This window comes from Pseudomonas sp. 14P5.3.2 (assembly GCF_057799175.1).
On the sequence record NZ_JBYOKU010000014.1, the window covers coordinates 110,086 to 131,682 of the forward strand.

The 21,597-nt window shown below is 50.2% G+C and carries 16 protein-coding genes; 15 read left to right on the forward strand and 1 reads right to left on the reverse strand.

Annotation, left to right across the window (positions count from 1 at the left end):
• Positions 1 to 113: 113 nt before the first annotated feature.
• The 6 genes from AC27VU_RS13965 to AC27VU_RS13990 all read left to right on the forward strand — a co-directional run bounded on the left by AC27VU_RS13965 (position 114) and on the right by AC27VU_RS13990 (position 9,882).
• On the forward strand, positions 114 to 944 hold the full coding sequence (locus AC27VU_RS13965) for an ABC transporter permease (protein ID WP_400505945.1): 831 nt from the start codon (positions 114 to 116) through the stop codon (positions 942 to 944).
• Positions 945 to 988: 44 nt separating this feature from the next.
• The gene (locus tag AC27VU_RS13970) at positions 989 to 4,477 is read left to right on the forward strand and encodes a glycosyltransferase (protein ID WP_488724281.1); all 3,489 of its coding nucleotides are present in this window, start codon (positions 989 to 991) and stop codon (positions 4,475 to 4,477) included.
• Positions 4,474 to 5,418, forward strand: a complete 945-nt coding sequence (locus AC27VU_RS13975; protein ID WP_400505941.1) for an NAD-dependent epimerase/dehydratase family protein — start codon at positions 4,474 to 4,476, stop codon at positions 5,416 to 5,418. The genes AC27VU_RS13970 and AC27VU_RS13975 overlap by 4 nt, the downstream gene beginning before the upstream one ends.
• Positions 5,418 to 6,461, forward strand: a complete 1,044-nt coding sequence (locus AC27VU_RS13980; protein ID WP_488724282.1) for a glycosyltransferase — start codon at positions 5,418 to 5,420, stop codon at positions 6,459 to 6,461. The genes AC27VU_RS13975 and AC27VU_RS13980 overlap by 1 nt, the downstream gene beginning before the upstream one ends.
• Before the next feature lie 92 nt (positions 6,462 to 6,553).
• The gene (locus AC27VU_RS13985) at positions 6,554 to 7,888 is read left to right on the forward strand and encodes an ABC transporter ATP-binding protein (RefSeq protein WP_400505962.1); all 1,335 of its coding nucleotides are present in this window, start codon (positions 6,554 to 6,556) and stop codon (positions 7,886 to 7,888) included.
• A complete protein-coding gene (locus tag AC27VU_RS13990; protein WP_400505937.1) occupies positions 7,885 to 9,882 on the forward strand; it encodes a class I SAM-dependent methyltransferase in 1,998 nt (665 codons plus the stop codon). Before AC27VU_RS13985 ends, AC27VU_RS13990 begins: the two co-directional genes overlap by 4 nt.
• Before the next feature lie 138 nt (positions 9,883 to 10,020).
• Here AC27VU_RS13990 and AC27VU_RS13995 read toward each other — a convergent pair whose 3' ends face one another.
• The gene (locus tag AC27VU_RS13995) at positions 10,021 to 10,203 is read right to left on the reverse strand and encodes a hypothetical protein (RefSeq protein ID WP_488724283.1); all 183 of its coding nucleotides are present in this window, start codon (positions 10,201 to 10,203) and stop codon (positions 10,021 to 10,023) included.
• A gap of 78 nt (positions 10,204 to 10,281) precedes the next feature.
• Here AC27VU_RS13995 and AC27VU_RS14000 point away from each other — a divergent pair, with 78 nt between their 5' ends.
• The 9 genes from AC27VU_RS14000 to AC27VU_RS14040 all read left to right on the forward strand — a co-directional run bounded on the left by AC27VU_RS14000 (position 10,282) and on the right by AC27VU_RS14040 (position 21,565).
• Complete coding sequence (locus AC27VU_RS14000) at positions 10,282 to 11,703, forward strand: UbiA family prenyltransferase (RefSeq protein ID WP_488724284.1); 1,422 nt, start codon at positions 10,282 to 10,284, stop codon at positions 11,701 to 11,703.
• Complete coding sequence (locus AC27VU_RS14005; RefSeq protein ID WP_336839244.1) at positions 11,700 to 13,016, forward strand: FAD-binding oxidoreductase; 1,317 nt, start codon at positions 11,700 to 11,702, stop codon at positions 13,014 to 13,016. Before AC27VU_RS14000 ends, AC27VU_RS14005 begins: the two co-directional genes overlap by 4 nt.
• Positions 13,013 to 13,753, forward strand: coding sequence for an SDR family oxidoreductase (locus tag AC27VU_RS14010; protein WP_258675574.1), 741 nt, complete (start codon positions 13,013 to 13,015; stop codon positions 13,751 to 13,753). The genes AC27VU_RS14005 and AC27VU_RS14010 overlap by 4 nt, the downstream gene beginning before the upstream one ends.
• A 23-nt stretch (positions 13,754 to 13,776) precedes the next feature.
• Positions 13,777 to 15,705: a glycosyltransferase family protein gene (locus tag AC27VU_RS14015; RefSeq protein WP_488724285.1), complete on the forward strand. Its 1,929-nt coding sequence runs from the start codon at positions 13,777 to 13,779 to the stop codon at positions 15,703 to 15,705.
• Complete coding sequence (locus AC27VU_RS14020; RefSeq protein ID WP_258675572.1) at positions 15,702 to 16,652, forward strand: NAD-dependent epimerase/dehydratase family protein; 951 nt, start codon at positions 15,702 to 15,704, stop codon at positions 16,650 to 16,652. The genes AC27VU_RS14015 and AC27VU_RS14020 overlap by 4 nt, the downstream gene beginning before the upstream one ends.
• A 2-nt stretch (positions 16,653 to 16,654) precedes the next feature.
• On the forward strand, positions 16,655 to 17,941 hold the full coding sequence (locus AC27VU_RS14025; protein WP_488724286.1) for an NAD(P)/FAD-dependent oxidoreductase: 1,287 nt from the start codon (positions 16,655 to 16,657) through the stop codon (positions 17,939 to 17,941).
• A gap of 29 nt (positions 17,942 to 17,970) precedes the next feature.
• Positions 17,971 to 18,339, forward strand: coding sequence for a GtrA family protein (locus AC27VU_RS14030; protein WP_258679908.1), 369 nt, complete (start codon positions 17,971 to 17,973; stop codon positions 18,337 to 18,339).
• A gap of 97 nt (positions 18,340 to 18,436) precedes the next feature.
• Positions 18,437 to 19,459, forward strand: coding sequence for an MraY family glycosyltransferase (locus AC27VU_RS14035; protein WP_400505930.1), 1,023 nt, complete (start codon positions 18,437 to 18,439; stop codon positions 19,457 to 19,459).
• A gap of 111 nt (positions 19,460 to 19,570) precedes the next feature.
• Positions 19,571 to 21,565: a polysaccharide biosynthesis protein gene (locus tag AC27VU_RS14040; protein WP_400505928.1), complete on the forward strand. Its 1,995-nt coding sequence runs from the start codon at positions 19,571 to 19,573 to the stop codon at positions 21,563 to 21,565.
• Positions 21,566 to 21,597: the final 32 nt, after the last annotated feature.

The following is a 21,597-nucleotide window of genomic DNA, read 5'->3' on the forward strand; positions in this document are numbered from 1 at the left end:
GCGCCTGCCAGTGCTTCGACGTATCCGAAGGGTCAAAAGCCGGGCTTTCGCATACGTAATACCAGGATGATGATGCTCTTCATTTCAAACTTCGCTTTTCCTCGGATTCGCTAATGAACCCCCATACACCGTCACCTTCCAGCATGTTCGATATGGTCCGCACCTTTTGGGAGCGCCGATCCATTATCCAAAAAATGACAGTCCGAGAGGTCATCGGTAGATACCGCGGTTCGGTCATGGGCCTGGCGTGGTCCTTTTTCAATCCGATTTTACTACTGGTTGTTTACACATTTATTTTTGGCGTGATTTTCAAGTCTCGTTGGGGTAACACGGAGACTCATGACACAGGTGAGTTCGCTATCATTATCTTTTCGGGGATGATTGTGCATGGACTATTTGCAGAATGTTTCAATCGCGCGCCCGGTCAAATTGTCGGTAATCCCAACTATGTCAAAAAAATTATTTTCCCTTTAGAGATCCTGCCATGGATTTCGATGGGGGCTGCGCTGTTTCACACAGCCATCAGTTGGTTTGTTTTGCTGGTAGCAGAGTTGTTGCTGAAGGGGTCGATTCCCTGGACAGCCATATTATTTCCGGTCGTGTTGTTTCCTCTGGTGTTACTCACCATGGGGTTTTCTTGGTTTCTGGCTGCAACTGGCGTCTACTTTCGGGATATTTCCCAACTCACGGGTATCATCACTACCGTTCTGATGTTTTTGTCACCGATGTTTTACCCTATGACCGCCGTATCCGAACAATATAGATATCTTCTTTACCTGAATCCGTTGACCTTCATTATCGAAACATCCCGGGGGGTTTTGATCTGGGGAACTTTGCCTTCGATCGTTCCACTGGCTAGCTATTATTTATTGAGCATCGTCGTCGCGTGGGCAGGCTTTTGGTGGTTCCAAAAAACCCGTAAAGGTTTTGCCGACGTCCTTTAAGGATGAGCGAACCGTTCGATAAATGTATTCGTAGAGAGCATTCCATGAAACGACTCCTCAAAACGCTCCCATCCAGATTGGGAAAAAAACTTGAGCAGCGGCGATGGCAAGCTGCGTTGGAGACGAGCGCACTGTTCAACGCCCCTTGGTATCTAGCACAAAATGCCGATGTGGCCGCCGCGGGAGTTGATCCGCTTCGGCACTACCTGAGTGTCGGCTGGAGAGAGATGCGTGATCCCTGCGCGGAGTTCGATGGGACTTACTATCTCACCCGTTATCCGGATGTGGCCGCTTTGGGCGTTCCTCCGTTAGTGCACTACTGGCTGCATGGGCGTCATGAGGGCCGCCATCTCAATCCGTCACTGGATCTGGAATGGATAAACGCCAAGCATCTTGCAGAGCAAAAGGATGTGGATACAACCGCGTCGATCCTTTCATCGACTGCGTCAAACCTGGTTCCCTACATCAGTGTGATCATTCCGACCTATAACAGACTGCGCCTGTTGCCCACGGTAATCGAGGCATGGCGTATTGTTGATAGGCATACTGATTTTCCGTATGAGATTATTTTTTCGGATGATGGCTCGGAAGATGGCAGTGTCGAATTTCTTGAGCAGGTCTCCAATCTTCCGATCAGGGTTCTGAAAAACGATCACGGTGGTGCATCGAAAGCGAGAAATGCTGCCATACGCGCCGCCGCAGGCGAGCGCTTGCTCATAATTGGCGATGATATTTTCCCCGCACCGGATCTTTTGAATGTCCACGCAAATCTGGCAAAGCGACTGGGTCGCAATGTTGCAACGCTTGGCGTTGTTGATTGGGCTTCTGATCTGACGGTCAACCACTTGATGGAGCACATTACTGAAATCGGTAATGAGCAATTTAGTTATAACCGGTTGCCGGACGAGTCCTTTGTGGATTTTAGGCACTTTTATACTTGTAATATTTGTATTGATCGGGAGCTCGTTGCCTCTCAGGAAACGATTTTTGATGGCCGTTTTGATCAATACGGATTTGAAGATATCGAGTTGGGATATCGCCTCTCTTTGCAGGGTATGAAGATTTACTACAGTACCAGTGCCAAGGGTGATCATTATCATCCGTACGTTGTGGAAGGTTTCTGCAAGCGCCAGATCTGTGCCGGTCGTATGGCGGTGGTTTTTCGAGACGCTCACCCGGGCGTAGGTAGGATACTCGGGATCGATACGCTCGCGGAGGCATTGAAGAACTCCAAAACGGAGCGTCAGGGGGTAAGCCAGGCAGAGTGGCAGGCGAGGCTGGATAGGCTCGTTGAGCGTTGCAATTATCTTGAAAGCTTAATCCAGAAAAATGGAAAGAAAGCCAGAAAGGTGGTCGGCGCTTATTTGAGTTTTATTTATACGACACTTTTTCGGGCGATGTACGAATATGGCGTCCTGCAAAGAATTTCGGGTAGTGACCAAGTTTTGGCCCTGGCAATGTCGCGACATTTTGGCCCGATCTGGAATAGCTACTGGAGGCAGTTGGAAACGAACAAATCAGAGTCGCTGGAGTTCGATGACCAGTTGACGTCCAACTTATTTGCCGCTCATATCAGTCACGATGCCTCAGAGTTGCTCCAGCCTCAAATACAGCGCCAGGCGTTCGATGAACTAGAGATGCTGTTTGTTTTGTCCAATCAGCCAAGTGCTGATAACAACACGCGTGTTCGTCTCCAACGAAAGGCTGGCCGGGCGCTCTACTACCTCGCCAAGGATCCACGTTATCTTTTCAGACGCCTACATGAGGCCGTGAAGCGTCGTACCACCGCACCGCAAGTGAAGGTCCAAGATTTTCCAGCATCAGGCTCACGGGTTTCGTTGCGTTTGATCGTAAACCGCAACAATACGCAGTCTGAGCAAATTATCGAGCGTTTTCGGGGCATTATGGGCGCCGACGCCTCGGTATCCTGGCTTGAAAATGACGGAAAGTTGTCTGCTGAAAAAGTTGGTAGTGACGATACGGCGCAGGAGTTCTGTTATTTTTGGCCCAATACCCTCGCCGATTTTCCGCACCGCGACCATCTGCTCGGAGCTTGGCTCGCACTTGTCGAAAATGCTTGCGACGTCGTGCTGCTTTCCTATGACCTGCGCAATGACGGTAACGTTAGTTATGGGCAGCTGCGCAATCAGATGGTGTTCTCGCGGGCCATTAGCAGCAATATTCTGCGCGAGGACCTGAAGGGCGTGGAGTTTTGCGGAAAGCTGTATCGAACTGAGTGCAGGCATGTCAGTGCGGATAACATTTCATCCGTTTCTGAGCTTCTAGGTAGAGACGTACAGTTCAATGAGCATAACTCTTGGTTTCAAACCAACCAATTCAAACAACGATCAGCCGGTCATTTTTTACCCGCGCTGATAAAGTCACCAAAGAATCGCCCGCTTGTTTTCGTGTTCCCGGTATTTGTTGCGGTGGGTGGGGTGGAGCGTAATACGGTCGAAGTCATCCGACGACTCAAGGATTCCTATGACTTTGTAATCGTCACGATGGAGCGTTTGCGTCATGAACAGGGTAGCTTGGCCAGTCAGTTCCAGGATGCGGGTGCGCGAGTAATCGAGATGTCGGAAATTGCGCCGCACTCCGAGTATTTGCGTATTCTCCTGCGCTTGAAAAACTGGCTAGCGCCGGATTTGGTATGGATTTGCAACGGTTCGCCATGGCTTTGCGATAACGCATTGAACCTGCGAGCGCTATTTCGCGATATTCCAATCGTCGATCAAGAAGTATATGACGCCAAGGAAGGATGGATTAATCGTTACCATGAACCTGGTATTCGTTCCTTTGATCGGTTCATAGCAATCAATCAAAAGATTCGTCAGCGTTTCGTGGGCGATTTGAATATTCCCACGAGTAAGGTTGATTTGATTTATTCGGCAGTCGATATTCAGCGGATAATCGATTTCAAGGCGACGCAGAGCACTCCTGAGGCTGTCCGACTAAAGTTGGGACTGCCGGCAAGCAGTAAGCTGTTTACATTTGTCGGGCGCCTGACTGATCAGAAACGCCCTCTTGAGTTCCTGAAGATTGCGAAGTCACGCCAGGGATATCCGGACGAATTCTACGTTCTTGTCGGTGATGGGGAACTTGCGAAAGAGTGCGTTGATTTCATCCGGCGAGAAAAGCTCGATAATGTCATGCGTATTCCGTACGTCGAAAATACACTTGAACTTGCCAGTGTCACGGAAGGCTTGATCATCACATCGGCATACGAAGGTCTGCCAATTGCAATGATTGAGGTGTTGAACTTTGCTGTTCCTGTTTTTGCCACGGATACAGGTGATATTCAGAATGTCCTGGACGATTATGCTGGCGGGCGAACTATCCCGGTAGAGCTTGGCGGCGAATCGCGCGACATCGCATATGCAGAATGGATAGCATCGTTGGCCCAATACAAGGCATCACTGCTGGCTTTTGAAAATGATATTTTGCAGCGATTCTCTAGCGCTGAGATCGCCAATCAGTACATCGATTGCTTCAATAAAGCCAGTCTAGGTTATGAAGAGGCTGCGTCATGAGGAAGGTTGTTCTGATCGGCGGTGGCGGTTTTATTGGGCAGCACGTTGCTCATCATTTATTAAAAGATGGCCTGAAGGTTGATATGTTGTGTCGCAACAGCCATTCTAAATCTGACGCCGTCACTAAGAATCTGGATGTTCACTATGGCGATTATGCTGATCGTGATCTGTTGCGGAAAGTCTTATCAGGGGCACACGCTGTAGTTCATCTGGCTCATGACAGTTTGCAACTGAACCAGGCCTGCGATATGGCGGATGAGTATCAGCGCAATATCGCACCCGCTATCCAGTTGATGGAGGAGTGTATTGCTGCTGGCGTTGCCCGATTCATATTTGTTTCTTCCGGTGGCACAGTCTACGGCAATCCGGATTCCAGAAGCCCGCTAAGAGAAGACGCGGCAGCACAGCCCATTTCTCTCTACGGGACCTCTAAGCTCTGTATTGAGCATATGGTGCACTTGTACTGCCGGCAGCGTGGTTTGCCGGGTATCGTTGTGCGCCCGGCAAACGCCTACGGCCCTGGCCAGATTCCTTTCAAGGGGCAGGGCTTGGTGGCGACGGCGTTTGCGTCTGCTCTGCAGGGCAAATCCATTACGATTTTTGGTGATGGCGGGGCAGTACGTGATTATGTGCACGTCAATGATATTGCCTTTGCAATTATCGGGCTTCTCGAAGCTGGCCAGATTGGCGAAGTTTACAATGTGGGTAGCGGAGTAGGGACTTCGGTTCTGCAGCTCGTTGAAGAGCATGTTTTGCCGATTGTCAGAAGCGCGGGGTACAATCTGCAGTTGGAAAGAAGAGACGCGCGCGCGATTGACGTTGCTTACAACGTGCTTGATGTAGAAAAGCTAAGTCGCTGCATTCATTTTTCACCCATTACTCTAGCTGCAGGCTTGCCTGGCAGTTGGGACTGGGTTCAGAACCATCTGAGTCGTAACTGATGACCAAGATTTCGGTAGTAATTCCAAGTTATAACCACCGCCACTATATTGAAAAGGCTGTCGATAGCGTTTTAAATCAAAGTGAGCACGATCTTGAGCTTATCGTTATCGATGATGGATCGACAGACGACTCGTTGTCTTATCTGCGGCAGATCAGTGACTCGCGATTCAAGCTTGTTGAACAGAAAAATGCGGGGGCACATAACGCAATCAATCGAGGGTTGGCGCTTGCTCAAGGTGAGTATCTGGCCATCCTAAACTCCGATGATATTTTTCATCCCGATAGGTTGAAGCGTTGCATCGAAGCACTTCAGCGTGAAAATTCTGACCTGGTTACCACGTGGATCGAGGTTATCAATGCCGATGGTAAGCCATTAGGCGTCAAGGAGGCATGGAAAAACATGCTGCCTTGGTCGATCCCGGATATGGAGAGATCATTTTCAGCGACAGACGATTTTTCCTTGAATTTGATCGTGTCAAACTTTGTATCGACCACTAGTAATATAGTTTTCACCCGCAAGCTTTACGAAAAAATTGGCGGTATGCGCAATCTCCGATTTGCCCACGACTGGGACTTTATGTTTCGTGCTGCTGAAACGTCGAAGTGCGTCGTTCTGCCTGAAGCGCTTATGCAATACCGGATTCACGGGAGTAACACCATCTCTTCAAATCGAGCATGGATGCTGTTTGAGATCTGTTGGGTGATGGCAACTGGAATGCGGCGTTTTGAACGTGATTTGCTCTATAAGGAATCGAGCGTCGAGAGCTGGCTGGTCGACGTCCACCGATTGCATAATTCGGTGAATCTCCAAGGTAACGACAAAGTTTATTGGATGATTCAGCAGTTTATCAGCTCGCAGGAAGCCAAGGGTGTAATGGAGCCAGAGTTACTTCTGCTGGATAGCGCCGAGCTTCGCGCCGGCTTCATCGAATATATTATGATTGAGCAGCCTCTTGCGGAGGCCAGCAGTGTTGCCGAAGTCCAGCGAATGTCATTGTTTTCGCTGTTGAAAATGTGGCTCAAGCAATACATCAAGGCATAACCGAGTCGTGAGGAGCCAGTTTTTGAGCGGCTCTAGGAACGATTGTTTGATTGAGCGTGGTGTTGCCGCTCCCGAAATATATAGGCTGTGTAATGTCATCAGATAGCGCGATCATCATTTCAGATATTAGCAAGTGTTACCATATTTACGACAATCCTCAGGATCGTCTGAAACAGATGATCTTTCGTGGGCGGCAGAACCTGTTCAGAGAGTTTTGGGCGCTGAAGAACATTTCTTTCGAAGTGCCTCGTGGTGAGACAGTCGGCATTGTCGGAAGAAACGGTTCCGGCAAGTCGACGTTGCTTCAAATTATCGCCGGTACACTGACACCTACCAGTGGCTCCGTCGCCAGTCATGGTCGAGTCGCGGCGCTACTTGAGCTAGGCTCCGGATTCAATGCCGAGTTCACTGGCCGCGAAAATGTTTACATGAACGCCGCGCTGTTGGGATTGAGTCAGGAAGAGATCGATAATCGCTTTGACAGCATTGCCGCTTTTGCGGATATCGGTCATTTTATTGATCAGCCCGTAAAGACTTATTCCAGTGGCATGCTGGTGCGACTAGCTTTCGCAGTTCAGGCACAAATTGATCCTGAAATTCTGATTGTCGACGAAGCACTGGCAGTAGGCGACGCAAAGTTTCAGGCGAAATGTTTTGATCGACTTAAAAGATTAAAAGACAACGGCACTAGCATTTTGCTTGTGACACACAGTAGTGAGCAGGTAGTGACGCATTGCTCAAGTGCCGTGCTGCTTGATCAAGGTCATATGGTTCAGCAAGGTAACCCGCGAGACGTTATCAATAGTTACTTGGATTTGCTGTTTGGCCGGGAACAGAAGAAAAAAGTAGAACTACCATCGCCTTCTGAAGATGTAGTGGGCGTTGAGTCCGAAGTCAGCGAAGCCGAGCCCGTTCCGATGGACACTACTCAGTTATCGTTTGATGTAGACAGCTTTAGCAAGCGTCCACTTTATAATTCTTACGAATATCGCTGGGGAGATGGCAGCGCTCAGATAACTGATTTTTCCTTTTTCAGTGAAGGAGTGGAGTTTCCGGCGCTAATAAGCAATGGTTCTCAGGTCAATTTGAAAGTTGCAATAAAAATTATCCAGCCGTTGATGCGGCCGATCCTCGGCATGACGATAAAAACCAAAGATGGTGTTACCCTTTTTGGCAGCAACTCTGAGCTTCTACAATGTGATGGTGTTCAGACCGTTTACGAAGGGGGTAAGACGCTCACCGCGGACATCTCTTTCAACTGTAATCTGGGTGACGGCGATTTTTTCATATCGCTAGGTCTTGCAACTCGTGAGGGTGAGGAAATCGTCCCGCACGACCGACGTTATGACTCAATCCACTTTGCAGTCAAAACTGACTCTCGTTTTTTTGGACTTACAAATTTGAACATGGGGATGAGTATTAAATGAGCCATTCATCTCTTGATCTCGCCGAACTGGGATATACGTTTCAGGCTGAACAGCGAATCTGGGCACGCACAACACCGGCGGCCTTTAATTACAGTGATGGCGATGGAACCGAAAATAAGCTGTATCGGATTATCCACGAAGCATCCGACGTTTCTATTTTTTCCAAAGAGCTGCGTAACGCGTGTAATGACTGGCCCACGCGCTATCATTTGAGCGCTTCGCGGGGAAATCTATTGCGACCATTGTCGCAGCGTCTTAAGGGCGATGTGCTTGAGATCGGTGCTGGATGCGGTGCCATTACCCGTTTTCTGGGCGAAAATGGTGGCAATATCATCGCCATCGAAGGTAGCAGTCGTCGTGCAATGATCGCTGCCGAGCGCACGCGGGACCTGCCGAATGTCACAGTGATAAACGATCACTTTGATCTGTTCGAGACAGAAGTACGCTTTGACGTGATCACATTGATTGGTGTTCTGGAATATTCCGGGGTTTATGGCGCGGGCGCAGATCCGGTTCAGTCTATGCTTATGGCGGCCAGAAAGTTGCTCAAGCCTGAAGGGATACTTGTCGTCGCTATTGAAAACCAGTTGGGGCTTAAATACTTTGCAGGAGCGCCGGAAGATCATCTAAGTGTTCCGATGGTAGGTATTCAGGGCTTATACCAGCGGCCTGGTGTTGAAACATTTGGTCGCGTAGAACTCTCGAACCGATTTCTCCAGGCGGGTTTTCAGCGCATTGAGCTGGCACTCCCGCTTCCGGATTATAAATTGCCATCCAGCGTCGTATTGCCTGCTGCCAGTGCAGAAAATTCTTCCTTCAATGGCTCGGTGCTTGCTGCTCAGACCGCGTCTCGGGACGCACAAACCTCATCCGAATACCTGAACTTTTCACTAGAATGTGTATGGCCTGTTATCGCACAGAATGGCCTGTTTCCTGATATGGCGAACTCTTTCTTGTTCGTCGTATCACCTGCTGCGAATAGTGATGAGCCCATCTTTGATAGCCAAACCCTGGCCATTCATTATTCAAGCGAGCGGCAGGCGGCTTTCTGCAAGTTTGCGGAATTCAAACAGATGGGCGAGGTGGTCAGTGTGTTGCATCAGCGTCTATGCCCAGATGCGATAGCTGTGGGTTCAGAAGATGAATACCAGCATGTTTTGCCAGCAGAGGCCTTTTCCTCCGGCCAGGCGATGAGTGCTGAATTTGTCCGTATCGTCCAGACGCCGGGTTGGACGGCGAAACAGATTGCCCGGTTTCTCTCCACTTACCTGAACATCGTGCAGCAGTCGGCCGGTCTGGAGCCGGAAAGGTCTGAACTCGATCTTTTAGTCAAAGTATCAGGTAAGTTACTGGACACCATTCCTCAGAACATTATCCTGTCTGACGTCGCTCCTGCGATTATCGATCAGGAATGGTCAGTAAAAGGTGATATCTCGCTGGGCTATCTGGCCTATCGATCACTGACTACTCTGGTTCGGATGATTTCCAGTTTTGCTGTGCCTGCCGATATGCGTTTGTTGAATCAAGGGCAATTGTTTTGTGTGGTTTTTGCTCATCTTGGAGTCGATTTTACCGAATCCATGTTTGAGGAGTACTCCCTCCAGGAGGCCCAATTCATGACTTTTGTCTCGGGCGAAAAAAACGAAGCGGTCAAATACACTGATTGGTCGGCACATCAATTACCAACTTTTCTTGATCGATCACGCTCTCTCACGCAACCTTTGGTTGAGTTTGTTGGCCAGCTACAGGATTTGTCCGACACCTATTTGGCTCAGATCAAATGGCTTGAGGGGCAAAATGACTCGCGACGCGAGCAGATTGATCACCTTAATCAGTTAGTTGGCCAGATTCAGGCGCAAATGCAGGCTTCGTTAGTCGAAAGTGAAAACAAGCTTCTGGCCCTGGCAGAAGAGCTTGAATCAATAAAAAAATCGAAAAGTTGGAATTTGATTTGCCGTTTACGTTCTATTCGACACCTTTTTTCGAAAGGTTGACGTAGAGGTCAACTGCTCTGACAGGTAATGCGCATACGGTGTCGACGACGATCGGCTTTTGCCGCGATGTGTGTTGCCAGTCAGGTCTTGCTCGGTCCCTGGCCTGCGTGTCCTCGCATAAATGTCTGGTGGAGTGATTTACCAACCGTTTTCGTCCTTCTCTGTAATCTTTGCAGCCTTGGCGCTTTGGGCCGGCGGCGCTCGCTGCGGGCCGTTCTTCAGTTGTTGCCCTCTCGAATCCGTGAAAAAAGTCATCTCTTGTGTTAATTTCTCCGCCCAAATGATTGGCAGACGGCGAATTGATTTGCTTTGGTTGTTCATCAGTGGCTGATGGGGGTCTCTAGCTCAAGATCGCTTTAAAACAGGCACAACCAGAGTCGCACTCAAGGAAGTTAAAGCTTGAATACCCCCCTCGTTGTCGATCTCGACGGCACCCTATTGCGCTCGGATTTACTCTTGGAAACCGGGATGGCCTTTGTTCGCCACCGACCTCTCAAGGCTCTCCGACTGTTCAAATGGCTTGTAAAGGGCAAGGCTACGCTCAAAGCTAATCTTGCTCGCGCGGTAGACATTGATGTCACCGTTTTACCTTATGACCCCGCGGTTCTTGATCTTGTTAATTCAGCGCGAAATTCCGGGCGAAAGGTAGTCTTGGCGACGGCCAGCCACATTTCCCTGGCCGAACGTATTGCTGAGCATCTGGGTATTTTCGATCAGGTGCTCGCCTCCGACGAAAAGGTCAATCTGGCATCCCATCGAAAGCGAGATTTGCTGGTCGAGCATTTTGGTGTGAAAGGCTTTGACTATGTAGGGAACTCTTCGGACGACTTGTCTGTGTGGGAAGTGTCGCGTGACGCTTATGTCGTTAACCCTGAGCGCGGGGTGGAGCGGCGTGCTCAGGCAATAGGTAACGTCAAGGAGGTAATGCTCTCCAACGTGGCCGGCGTCAAAGACTGGCGCAAAGCGTTGCGGCTACATCAGTGGATGAAAAATATCCTTATTTTTGTACCGCTTTTGGCTGCACACCAGTTGGGTAATTATTTATTGATCTGGCAGGGAGTCATGGCCTTTTTGTTTTTTGGCCTTTGCGCTTCCAGCGTCTATCTTCTCAATGATTTATTGGATCTGGCGGATGACAGGCACCATGGAACCAAGAGGTTTCGACCTTTTGCGTCCGGTCGCTTGAGCATCGGTTCCGGGATTATGGTGTTTCCGTTACTGTTGACCGGTGCCTTTGCCGGCGCCGCGTTGTTTTTACCTTGGGCGTTTGTTGCCACATTGGTTGCCTATTACATCCTCACATTTGCTTATTCGCTTTGGCTGAAGCGGCAAATGGCGGTGGACGTAATCGCATTGGCAGCACTTTATACTTTACGCATTATCGCAGGCGCGGCGGCTTTCGGTCTGGAGCTTACCTTCTGGATCCTGGCGTTTTCCATGTTCATGTTTCTTAGTCTTGCACTGGTCAAGCGCTACGCCGAGCTTGGAGAAGCCAGGCGCAAAGGTCTTACCCAGAAAACCCGCGGTCGTGGATATTACCCGGGCGATCTAGAGATGATCTCTTCATTGGGAGCATCATCCGGTTACCTCGCGGTCATGGTTTTGGCTCTTTATATCCATGATCAGGCCACTACCAGTTTATATGCTCATCCGCAAATCATCTGGCTAGCTTGCCCGCTCTTGCTGTTCTGGGTGACGCGAGTCTGGATGCTGACGCATCGTGGTCAGATGCATGATGACCCGGTTGTATTCGCCATACGGGATCGCGTCAGTCTGATGGTAGGCGCATTGTTCTGCCTCGTTTTCTGGGCGGCAGCATGAGTGCCTCGTACCATTCCTGGGGGCGTTATCCTTATGAGCGTCTGACTGGCGAGGCTTGTCAGTGGCAGAGTGATTTGCCTGTTGCACTTCGGCGCATCGTGGATACCCACGGCACGACACTGCCTTTTGGTAACGGTCGCAGTTACGGCGACAGCTGTATGGCTGCGAGCGGGCACGTGCTCTGCATGCGGACGTTGGACCGATTTATCGAGGTTGACTGGGCAGCGGGGATCATTCGCGCAGAGGCGGGAGTGACGTTGGCCGAAATTCTATCGCTTGCCATTCCGCGAGGATGGTTTCTAGCAGTGACACCGGGCACCAAGTTCGTGACTCTGGGGGGCGCAATTGCCAATGACGTGCATGGAAAAAACCACCACGCCCGCGGCACATTCGGAAACCACGTCAGGTGTTTTGGTCTGGTGCGCAATTGCCAGGAACCTGTTGTCTGCTCTCCCTCGCAGAATGCCGATTTGTTCGCAGCAACCATAGGCGGGTTAGGGCTAACAGGGATTGTGAACTGGGCCGAGATTCAGCTGATCCCGATACAATCCAGTCAAATTGATTGTTCGGTCGTTCGCTTCGACAATCTGGGAGAGTTCTTTTCCCTTTCTTCCGAGTTGGATCCACAGCATGAATACAGCGTGGCGTGGATTGATTGTCTGGCTAAAGGTGGTCAAACCGGACGCGGCGTATTTATTGTCGGTGATCACGCCGAATACGGCAGTCTTGAGGCTGAAACTCGCTCCAGGCTTATGGTGCCGGTAGCGCCCCCTGTTTCGCTCATTAACCGACTCAGCTTGAAGGCTTTCAACGAAACGTACTGGCGGGTACATCCGGCAGCTCTTACCCGTAAACGAGTCAACTACGAACCGTTTTTTTATCCATTGGATCGAATTCTCCACTGGAATCGAATCTATGGTCGTAAAGGGTTTCAGCAATATCAGTGTGTCATTCCGGATGTCGAGGCAGAGTCGGCTACGCGTGAACTGCTAAAGAACATCGCGGATTCGGGACAAGGTTCGTTTTTGGCAGTGCTTAAACGTTGCGGAGATATCTCATCTCCCGGTTTGCTGTCTTTTCCTCGTCCAGGCACTTCATTAGCACTGGATTTTCCGCAGAACTCGAGGCTTGAGAAAGACTTGTTTTCCCGTCTTGACTGCATCGTCAGAGAGGCCGGCGGCCGCCTGTATCCCGCTAAAGATGCGCACATGCTAGGTAGTGACTTCCGTCGGTTTTATCCGGCGTGGGAGAAGCTGGAAGCTCTACGAGACCCGTCCCTGAATTCCCGCTTTTGGAGAAGAGTTACAGCATGAAACGTGTTTTGATTATCGGAGCGACATCTGCGATCGCCAATGCCTGTGCCCGGCTGTGGGCAGAAGAAGGCAGCGAGTTTTTTCTGGTTGCGCGCAACGCGGAAAAACTGGAACAGGCTGCAGCAGATCTGCGGGCGCGCGGTGCCAAGTCAGTAACCACCTGTACGTTGGATTTAGCCCATTTGGAGGAACACTCGACTCTGGTTGAAAGTTGCGTTCAGTCTTTGCGACAAATCGATATAGCGCTGATTGCTCATGGCACGCTGCCTGATCAGAAGGCGTGCGAGCAAGATGTGAATGTTGCTTTGAAAGAGTTCGCTAATAACGGCACTTCGGTGATCAGCCTTTTAACGTTGTTGGCAAATCAGTTCGAGCGCCAACGTTGCGGCAGCATGGCGATCATTTCGTCCGTTGCCGGAGATAGGGGGCGCCCGTCAAACTACGTTTATGGCACTGCAAAAGCAGCGGTCTCCACGTTTTGTGAAGGTTTGCAGGCGCGTATGTTCAAGCTTGGCGTTCACGTGATGACGATCAAACCGGGTTTTGTTGATACGCCGATGACTCAAGGTCTCAAGTTACCAGGTCTCTTGCTTGCGAGGCCTGATGACGTGGCGCGATTGATTCTGAGTGGTTTACAGCGCAAAAAAGCGGTTCTTTACACACCGCGTTTTTGGAGTTTAATCATGCTGATTATCAAACTTGTACCTAATTTCGTTTTTAAAAGAATAAATCTGTAAGCCAAACTCAGTAGGGGTGTGTGTTGAAACTGAATGTTTTTTTTAAGGAATGCATAACGATTGAGCTTGGGGTGAAGCTCGTCGCTTTGCTGGCGTTTGGTTTTGCTGCGTTTGTCGCGTTGTACTATTCCGGACAGCCACTGCTGGAACAGCATGCTTTCCGGCAGACGCAAACGGCGCTGACGTCGTATTGGTTCATAAAGGATGGTTTCAGCCTTGCTTATCTGACGCCCGTAGGCGGTGCGCCTTGGACCATTCCCTTTGAGTTTCCACTGTATCAATACATAGTTTCAGTCGTTTCCATGCTGACTGGCCTGGATCTGGGCTTGGTGGGGCGTGTCACGTCTTTTGTTTTTCTCGCATTGTGCGTTTTACCGGCCAAATCAATCTGCAAGAAATTGTCGATTGACAATGTAGTCCTGTGTGTCTTTGTCGCTTTGTTGTTTTCGACGCCGATCTACTTGTTTTGGGGGCGTACCTTCATGATGGAAACCGCTGCACTGTTTTTTGCAGTGGTAGCGGTAGATTACTTTGTGTCCTTTGTACGTACGCGTGCAAAACTGGATGCTGGCCTGTTTGTTTTTTTTATCGTGCTGTCGGTTCTGCAGAAGGCTACAACTGGCTTTGCGGTGTTGGCCGTTATGGCGTTCGTATTTCTTTTTTATGAGCTTCATAAAAATTCAGGCTTGATGAAGTCCATCACCCCTCAGAATATCTTCTGGTGTCTGGTGTTGTTCGCAGTGCCACTGGCGATAGGGTATGGCTGGACGCGTTACACAGATATTGTAAAAATCAGAAGTGAATTTGGCACCAGCATTACTTCTGCTGCGCTGTCCAAGTGGAATTGGGGCACTTTTGATCAGCGCTTTTCTTCGAAGCTATACGAAGACGTTTTATGGGGACGAGTTTTAAAGGATAACTTTTCCGGATTTGTTGGTGTACTGCTTGTGTTTGCAGCGCTGTTCTGGTCCCGCTCCGTAATGCTCAAACGCGCAATCGGAGTGTCGTTGGTTTTGGGGCTTGCACCGTTTCTCATTTTTACCAATTTGCATTTGATACATAATTACTATCAAAGTGCCAATGTTCTGTTCCTGGTGTTTGCACTGGCACTGGCCGTTGGCGATCGCTTGCAAGCAAATCAGCAAGGCAGAGGATGGTTTTTTTGCATCTTCCTCGCGTTGATGATTAATAACTACATTGCATTCGCCAATGGTTATTTCGCAAATATAAAGGAAACCTACACCACGGGTAACTCCAAGGATCTAGGCATCGCCTCGGTGCTTAAACACAGCCTTCGCAGTGATCAGGCTTTTGTGGCATTCGGAAATGACTGGAGTTCTGCGCTCTCGTATTACTCGGAGCGTAAATCCTTCACCGTACCTAGTTGGTTCAAAGGTTACGACGCAGTTGTGAAAAATCCGTCGTCGTTCCTGGGGCAGGCGGAACTGGGCGGTGAAGTCATCTGCCCTGATGCCAGAAAGCCGCACGTGCAGCATCTAAGCACTCTCGTTGCTGATCCGCAGTGGAAGGTTTCAGAGGTCGCCGGCTGTTATGTGGCTGTGCAGAAACAACAGATAGGGCTGGATTACCCACGGGTAGACACACCTGATTGCGAGGGCAGCCTTGATTACGTCGGAACTGAGGGCGTAGAGGTCGAACACGCAGTGAGAGTACGCGGTTGGACCACCGTCTCCGGTAAAAACAACGTTTTGCCTGACGCCGTTTACGTGACATTAATAAACGCGGCCGGGGCTATTTCTTACCACGATGCAGTGCAGTTTCCGCGGGTTGACGTAGACGAGTACTTTGGGGTTCCAAATCTTGGCCCATCCGGTTTTGGCATGATGATCCCGTCACTTCCATCCGGAACCTATCACGTTGGCATTGCCAGGGTTGTAGACAAGCATCTGGAGTATTGCCAGTTCCAAAAAGATTTGCAGGTGGGTAAATGAACGCTATCAATTTAAACAGTCGAATCGTCATTCCAGGCGGGGCGGGTCTGGTCGGCCAGAACCTGGTCGCGCGGTTAAGGGCAAAGGGCTATACGGATATCACGGTATTCGATAAACATAAGGCCAACCTGGCGATTTTGAAGCAGGTCCAGCCGGATGTGCGCGTTGAGTACGCTGACCTTGCAGAACCTGGTGATTGGCAAAAGAGTGTCACGGAAGCCGATGTGGTTGTGATGCTTCAGGCGCAGATTGGCGGGAACGATTATCAGGATTTCGTTCGTAACAATGTTGATGCCACCCGGTTGATCCTCGACGCTATCAAGTTGGGCAACTCACCCTATCTGGTGCACGTGAGCTCGTCTGTAGTGGAGTCTGTTGCGGACGACTTCTACACTCGGAGCAAGATAGAACAAGAGCGGATCGTGCTTGAGAGCGGCATTGCCTGTCCGGTACTACGACCAACCTTGATGTTTGGCTGGTTTGATCGCAAACACTTGGGTTGGTTATCCAGATTCATGAAGCGGGTTCCGGTGTTTCCCATTCCAGGTGATGGCCGATACATGCGCCAGCCGTTGTACGTTGGGGATTTCTGCAATGTAATCATGAGTTGCATTGAGGCGCGTCGTGGTGCGGGTATCTATAATATTTCCGGTCATGAAAAAATTGACTACGTGGATATTATTCGGCAAATCAAGAAAAGCACTGGCGCGAAGACAATTATCGCGCATATTCCGTACAGACTGTTCTACTTGTTGATTTGGTTATGGTCCCTGTTTGATAAAAATCCGCCGTTCACTACTCAACAGCTGGAAGCACTCAGTGCGAAAGATGAGTTTGAAGTAATCGACTGGCCCGGCATCTTCAACGTACCTTGTACGCCTTTTGCAGAGGCGATCAACGAAACATTCAATGACGCGGTCTACGGTAAAGTAATTCTGGAGTTTTAATCATGGGACAACGTATTGCAGTGTTGGGTGCAGGTCCCATGGGATTGGCTGTTGCCTATCAATTGGCACGAGACGGACATACTCCAATTGTGTTTGAGGCGGATGATCGCGTCGGTGGAATGACAGCGGCGTTTGATTTTTCAGGCCTCAGCATCGAGCGCTATTATCATTTTCATTGTATTTCCGACCATGACTTTTTGAATGTACTGGGTGAGCTTGGTCTGGCTGAAAAAATGCGCTGGACCGAAACAAAGATGGGCTACTGGTATCAAAATCGCCTTCAGCCATGGGGTAATCCTGTGGCGCTGCTCAAGTTCCGAGGTTTGAGTCTGGTGGCGAAGGTCCGCTACGGCCTTCATGCTTTTCTTTGCACCAAGCGAAATGACTGGCACCCTCTCGATAATGTAGAGGCTACAGGCTGGATCAAGCGCTGGGTCGGAGCGGAGGCGTGGGAGGTACTTTGGCGTCGGCTGTTCGATTTCAAGTTTTACGAGTACACGGACAATCTTTCGGCTGCCTGGATCTGGAGTCGGATTAGACGTATCGGGCGTTCTCGTTACAGTTTGTTCCGGGAGAAGCTCGGCTATCTTGATGGCGGTTCCGAAACGCTTCTTCAGGCCATGAAGAAAGACATTGAGTCTAAGGGTGGGGAGTTTCGTCTGAGTTCGCCGGTAACCCGAGTCATCATGAACGGGAACAAGGTTCAGGGTGTTGAAGTTGCAGGGCAGGTTGAGCGATTCGACAAAGTGATCAGTACGATTCCTCTTCCTTATGTACCCAGGATAATGCCTGACTTGCCAAGTGATGTTCTGGCGAAATTTTCATCGCTGAAAAACGTCGCCGTGGTGTGCGTTATTGCGAAGTTGAAAAAAGCGTTGACAGAAAATTTCTGGCTGAATACCAATGACCCGGAGATGGATATTCCAGGTCTGGTTGAGTACACGAATCTGCGCCCGCTGGATCAGCATATTGTATATGTGCCTTTTTATATGCCCGGTGAAAATCCAAAATTTTCAGATTCCGATGCGGTTTTCATTGAAAAAGTCCGTACTTATTTGAAGAAGATCAATCCGCAACTTTCCGATTCTGATTTTATCGATGTGCGTGCAAGCCGCTATCGTTATGCTCAACCGATTTGCGATCCGGGCTATCTGGACCGTCTTCCACCGGTATCACTTCCAGTCGAGGGTTTGTGGGTGGCGGATACTTCGTACTACTACCCGGAAGACCGGGGTATTTCCGAAAGTATCGGCTTCGGCCGTAAAATGGCACGGGATGCAAGTCATTGATAAAGCAATTTGCTTCTCGTCAGTTTCTAATGTTCCTGTTGACCGGCGGGACGGCAGCGGCTGTGAACTTCGGCTCTAGAATTATCTACAGTCTGTGGTTTGACTTTTCGACTGCCGTTATTCTCGCGTACATCACCGGAATGATCACTGCGTTCTGCTTGATAAAATGCTTTGTTTTTACCAAGAGCGAACAATCCACTCAGCAATCGGTCTTGTGGTTCACATTAGTCAATGTCATCGCGGTTGCACAGACCTGGGCTATCAGTCTCGGACTCGCCAATTACGCTCTGCCTGCGCTCGGAGTCAATTCGTTTCAACATGAGATCGCTCACGCAGTGGGGGTCGCAGTGCCGGTTTTCACCAGTTACATTGGGCATAAACGGTGGTCGTTCAAATGATTTCAGGCAAGCGGCGTACTTGCTTCTGGTCTGATGCTGACTCGCAATTGGATAAAACTGTGCAGGTATCAGTGCCTCTGTCAGAAAGAGATCATTCATGAATAATGCATGGTGGGTTCCGGTTATTGCCGGTATCTCGTTTTTCCTGACGCAACTGCTTCGACACTACGCGCTTGTCCAGCGCTTGGTTGATGTGCCCAACGCCCGTAGCTCCCATGTTGTGCCAACACCTCGGGGCGGCGGGTTAGCCATTGTATTGTCGTTCTTGCTTGCTGTTGCACTATTGTTTGCGACGGGAGTGATCTCGCTCGGTGTTTTTGCGGCGTACGTTGGCACGGGAGGGTTGATTGCCGTGATCGGGTTCATGGATGACCATGGCCATATCGCCGCGCGTTGGCGTCTTCTTGGGCATTTCGCCGCTGCATCCTGGGGGCTGTTCTGGTTGGGTGGCCTACCAGTTGTCACCGTTTTGGGATTTGATTTCGATTTGGGCTGGGTCGGAGACATCCTTGCGGTGTTCTATCTGGTATGGATGCTGAATCTCTACAACTTCATGGACGGAATAGATGGCATTGCCAGTGTCGAGGCCATATGCGTCTGTCTGGGGATATGCCTGCTGTATTGGATTAGCGACATGCCTGAACTGATCTGGCTTCCATTATTTTTGGCGGCGTCTGTTATCGGGTTTCTGTGGTGGAATTTCCCCCCCGCACGGATTTTCATGGGAGACGCCGGCAGTGGCTTTTTGGGCGGCGTACTTGGCCTGCTTTCGTTGCATGCAGCATGGACAAAACCTCAAATGCTCTGGGCGTGGGTCATCCTGCTGGGTGTGTTTATCGTCGACGCGACCTTCACATTACTTCGGCGACTGTTTCGAGGCGATAAAGTCTATGAAGCGCATCGTAGTCATGCCTACCAATTCGCTTCTCGCAAGATGGGCAGTCATATGGCGGTCACGCTCGCGGTCGGAATGATTAATATTTGCTGGTTGCTCCCCGTCGCTTTGCTCGTATCGAAATTTGAACTTGATGGCCTTGTCGGGGTCGTTGTTGCTTATGCACCATTAGTGTTTCTCGCGTTGAAGTATCGAGCAGGGGAGCTGGAAACAAATCAGCGATAGAAACGAAGCATCCGCGGGTGGTTTGGGTCTAGAGTACCATGGGTGTTTCGGCAGTTTGAATGTAGCGATCCGGCTCATTCCAGGAAGCATTAAGAGGTGGCTGAGGGGGTTATGGATAAAATCAGGGTTTTTCTGCTCGGGCTGCCACGTCGCAAAAAGCGGTTAATCCAGGTCGCGACTGATGTGGTGCTGGTGTGGGCGGCGCTGTGGTTGGCCTTTATTGTCCGACTCGGCATTGATGACATGTATAACCCCTTGAGAGTGCACCTCTGGCTTTTCGCGTGCGCTCCGGTGATTGCAATCCCGCTTTTCATCCGGTTCGGTATGTATCGTGCGGTGATGCGCTATTTCGGCAACGATGCTCTTATCGCCATTATCAAAGCGGTCAGCCTATCGTCACTGATCCTTGCCTTGGTTGTGTATTGGTACAGCAATCACGAAGCGGTGGTTCCTCGTTCAATAATTTTCAACTATTGGTGGCTTAGCCTCGTGGTTATCGGCGGATTGCGCCTTTGCATGCGCCAGTATTTCATGGGCGACTGGTTCAATGCCGCACAGCATGTGCCTTTTGCCAATCGTGATGATGGCCTGACCAAGGTGGCCGTCTACGGTGCAGGTGTTGCAGGCAATCAACTTGTAGCGGCGCTCAGGATGGGGCGTGTGATGCGTCCGGTTGCGTTTGTCGACGATGACGCCAGTATTGCCGACCGCTCCATTTCCGGGCTTCAAGTCTATAAACCCAAAAATATCCAGCAGATGATTGATGTCACCGGAGCTCAGGAAATTCTGCTCGCGCTGCCTTCATCCACACGTGCGCGACGCAGGGAGATTCTCAACCTGCTGGAGGGCTTTCCGCTGCATGTTCGCAGTGTGCCAAATTTCACTGACCTGGCCAGTGGACGGGTGAAAGTCGACGATATCCAGGAAGTGGATATTGCAGATTTGCTTGGTCGCGATGCGGTGCCGGCGCAGCCCGATCTGCTCGAACGGTGTATCAAGGGCAAGACTGTGCTGGTGACAGGGGCCGGTGGCTCGATAGGTGCGGAACTCAGTCGGCAGATTTACGCCTTGGGTCCGACTACTCTGCTGTTATTTGACCATAGCGAATACAATCTCTACAGCATTCTGTCCGAGCTGGAGCAGCGGGTTTCTCGTGAGTCACTTTCCGTTCGCCTGTTGCCGATCCTCGGTTCCATTCGCCATCCCCATAAGCTCTTGGATGTGATGAAAACCTGGCGAGTGGATACTGTCTATCACGCAGCCGCCTACAAACACGTGCCGATGGTTGAACACAATATTGCCGAGGGCGTGCTGAACAATGTTATCGGTACGCTCAATACGGCTCAGGCGGCGCTGCAATCGGGGGTCGCCAACTTCGTTCTGATCTCTACGGATAAAGCGGTTCGTCCAACGAATGTCATGGGCAGCACCAAGCGTCTTGCCGAGATGACGCTCCAGGCGTTGAGCCGGGAATTGGCCCCTGTTCTATTTGGTGACAAGGCCAATGTTTCCCGGGTTAACAAAACCCGCTTCACGATGGTGCGCTTCGGCAATGTGCTTGGATCTTCCGGTTCGGTCATTCCGCTGTTTCACAGTCAGATCAAGTCCGGGGGGCCGTTGACCGTTACACATCCGAAAATTACCCGTTACTTCATGACTATTCCCGAAGCTGCGCAGTTGGTCATTCAGGCCGGGTCGATGGGGCGGGGCGGTGATGTCTTTGTGTTGGACATGGGCGAACCGGTGCGGATTGTCGAACTGGCAGAAAAAATGATTCATCTGTCCGGATTGAGCATTCGCTCAGAAAAGAATCCTCATGGTGACATCTCGATCGATTTTACTGGATTAAGGCCCGGCGAAAAGCTGTACGAAGAGTTGCTGATTGGCGATAACGTTTGCGCTACCCAACATCCGATGATCATGAGCGCAAACGAAGATCATTTGCCTTGGGAGGCTCTGAAGGGACGTCTTGATGAGCTATTGAAGTCAGTCGAAAACGACGACTACTCGCGCGTGCGTCAACTCCTTCGCGAGACCGTCAGCGGTTACTCGCCAGACGGTGAAATAGTCGACTGGATCTACCAGCAACGGCATCTGGATCCTTGATTGTTTCACATTTTGCAATAAACGGGTTTTTG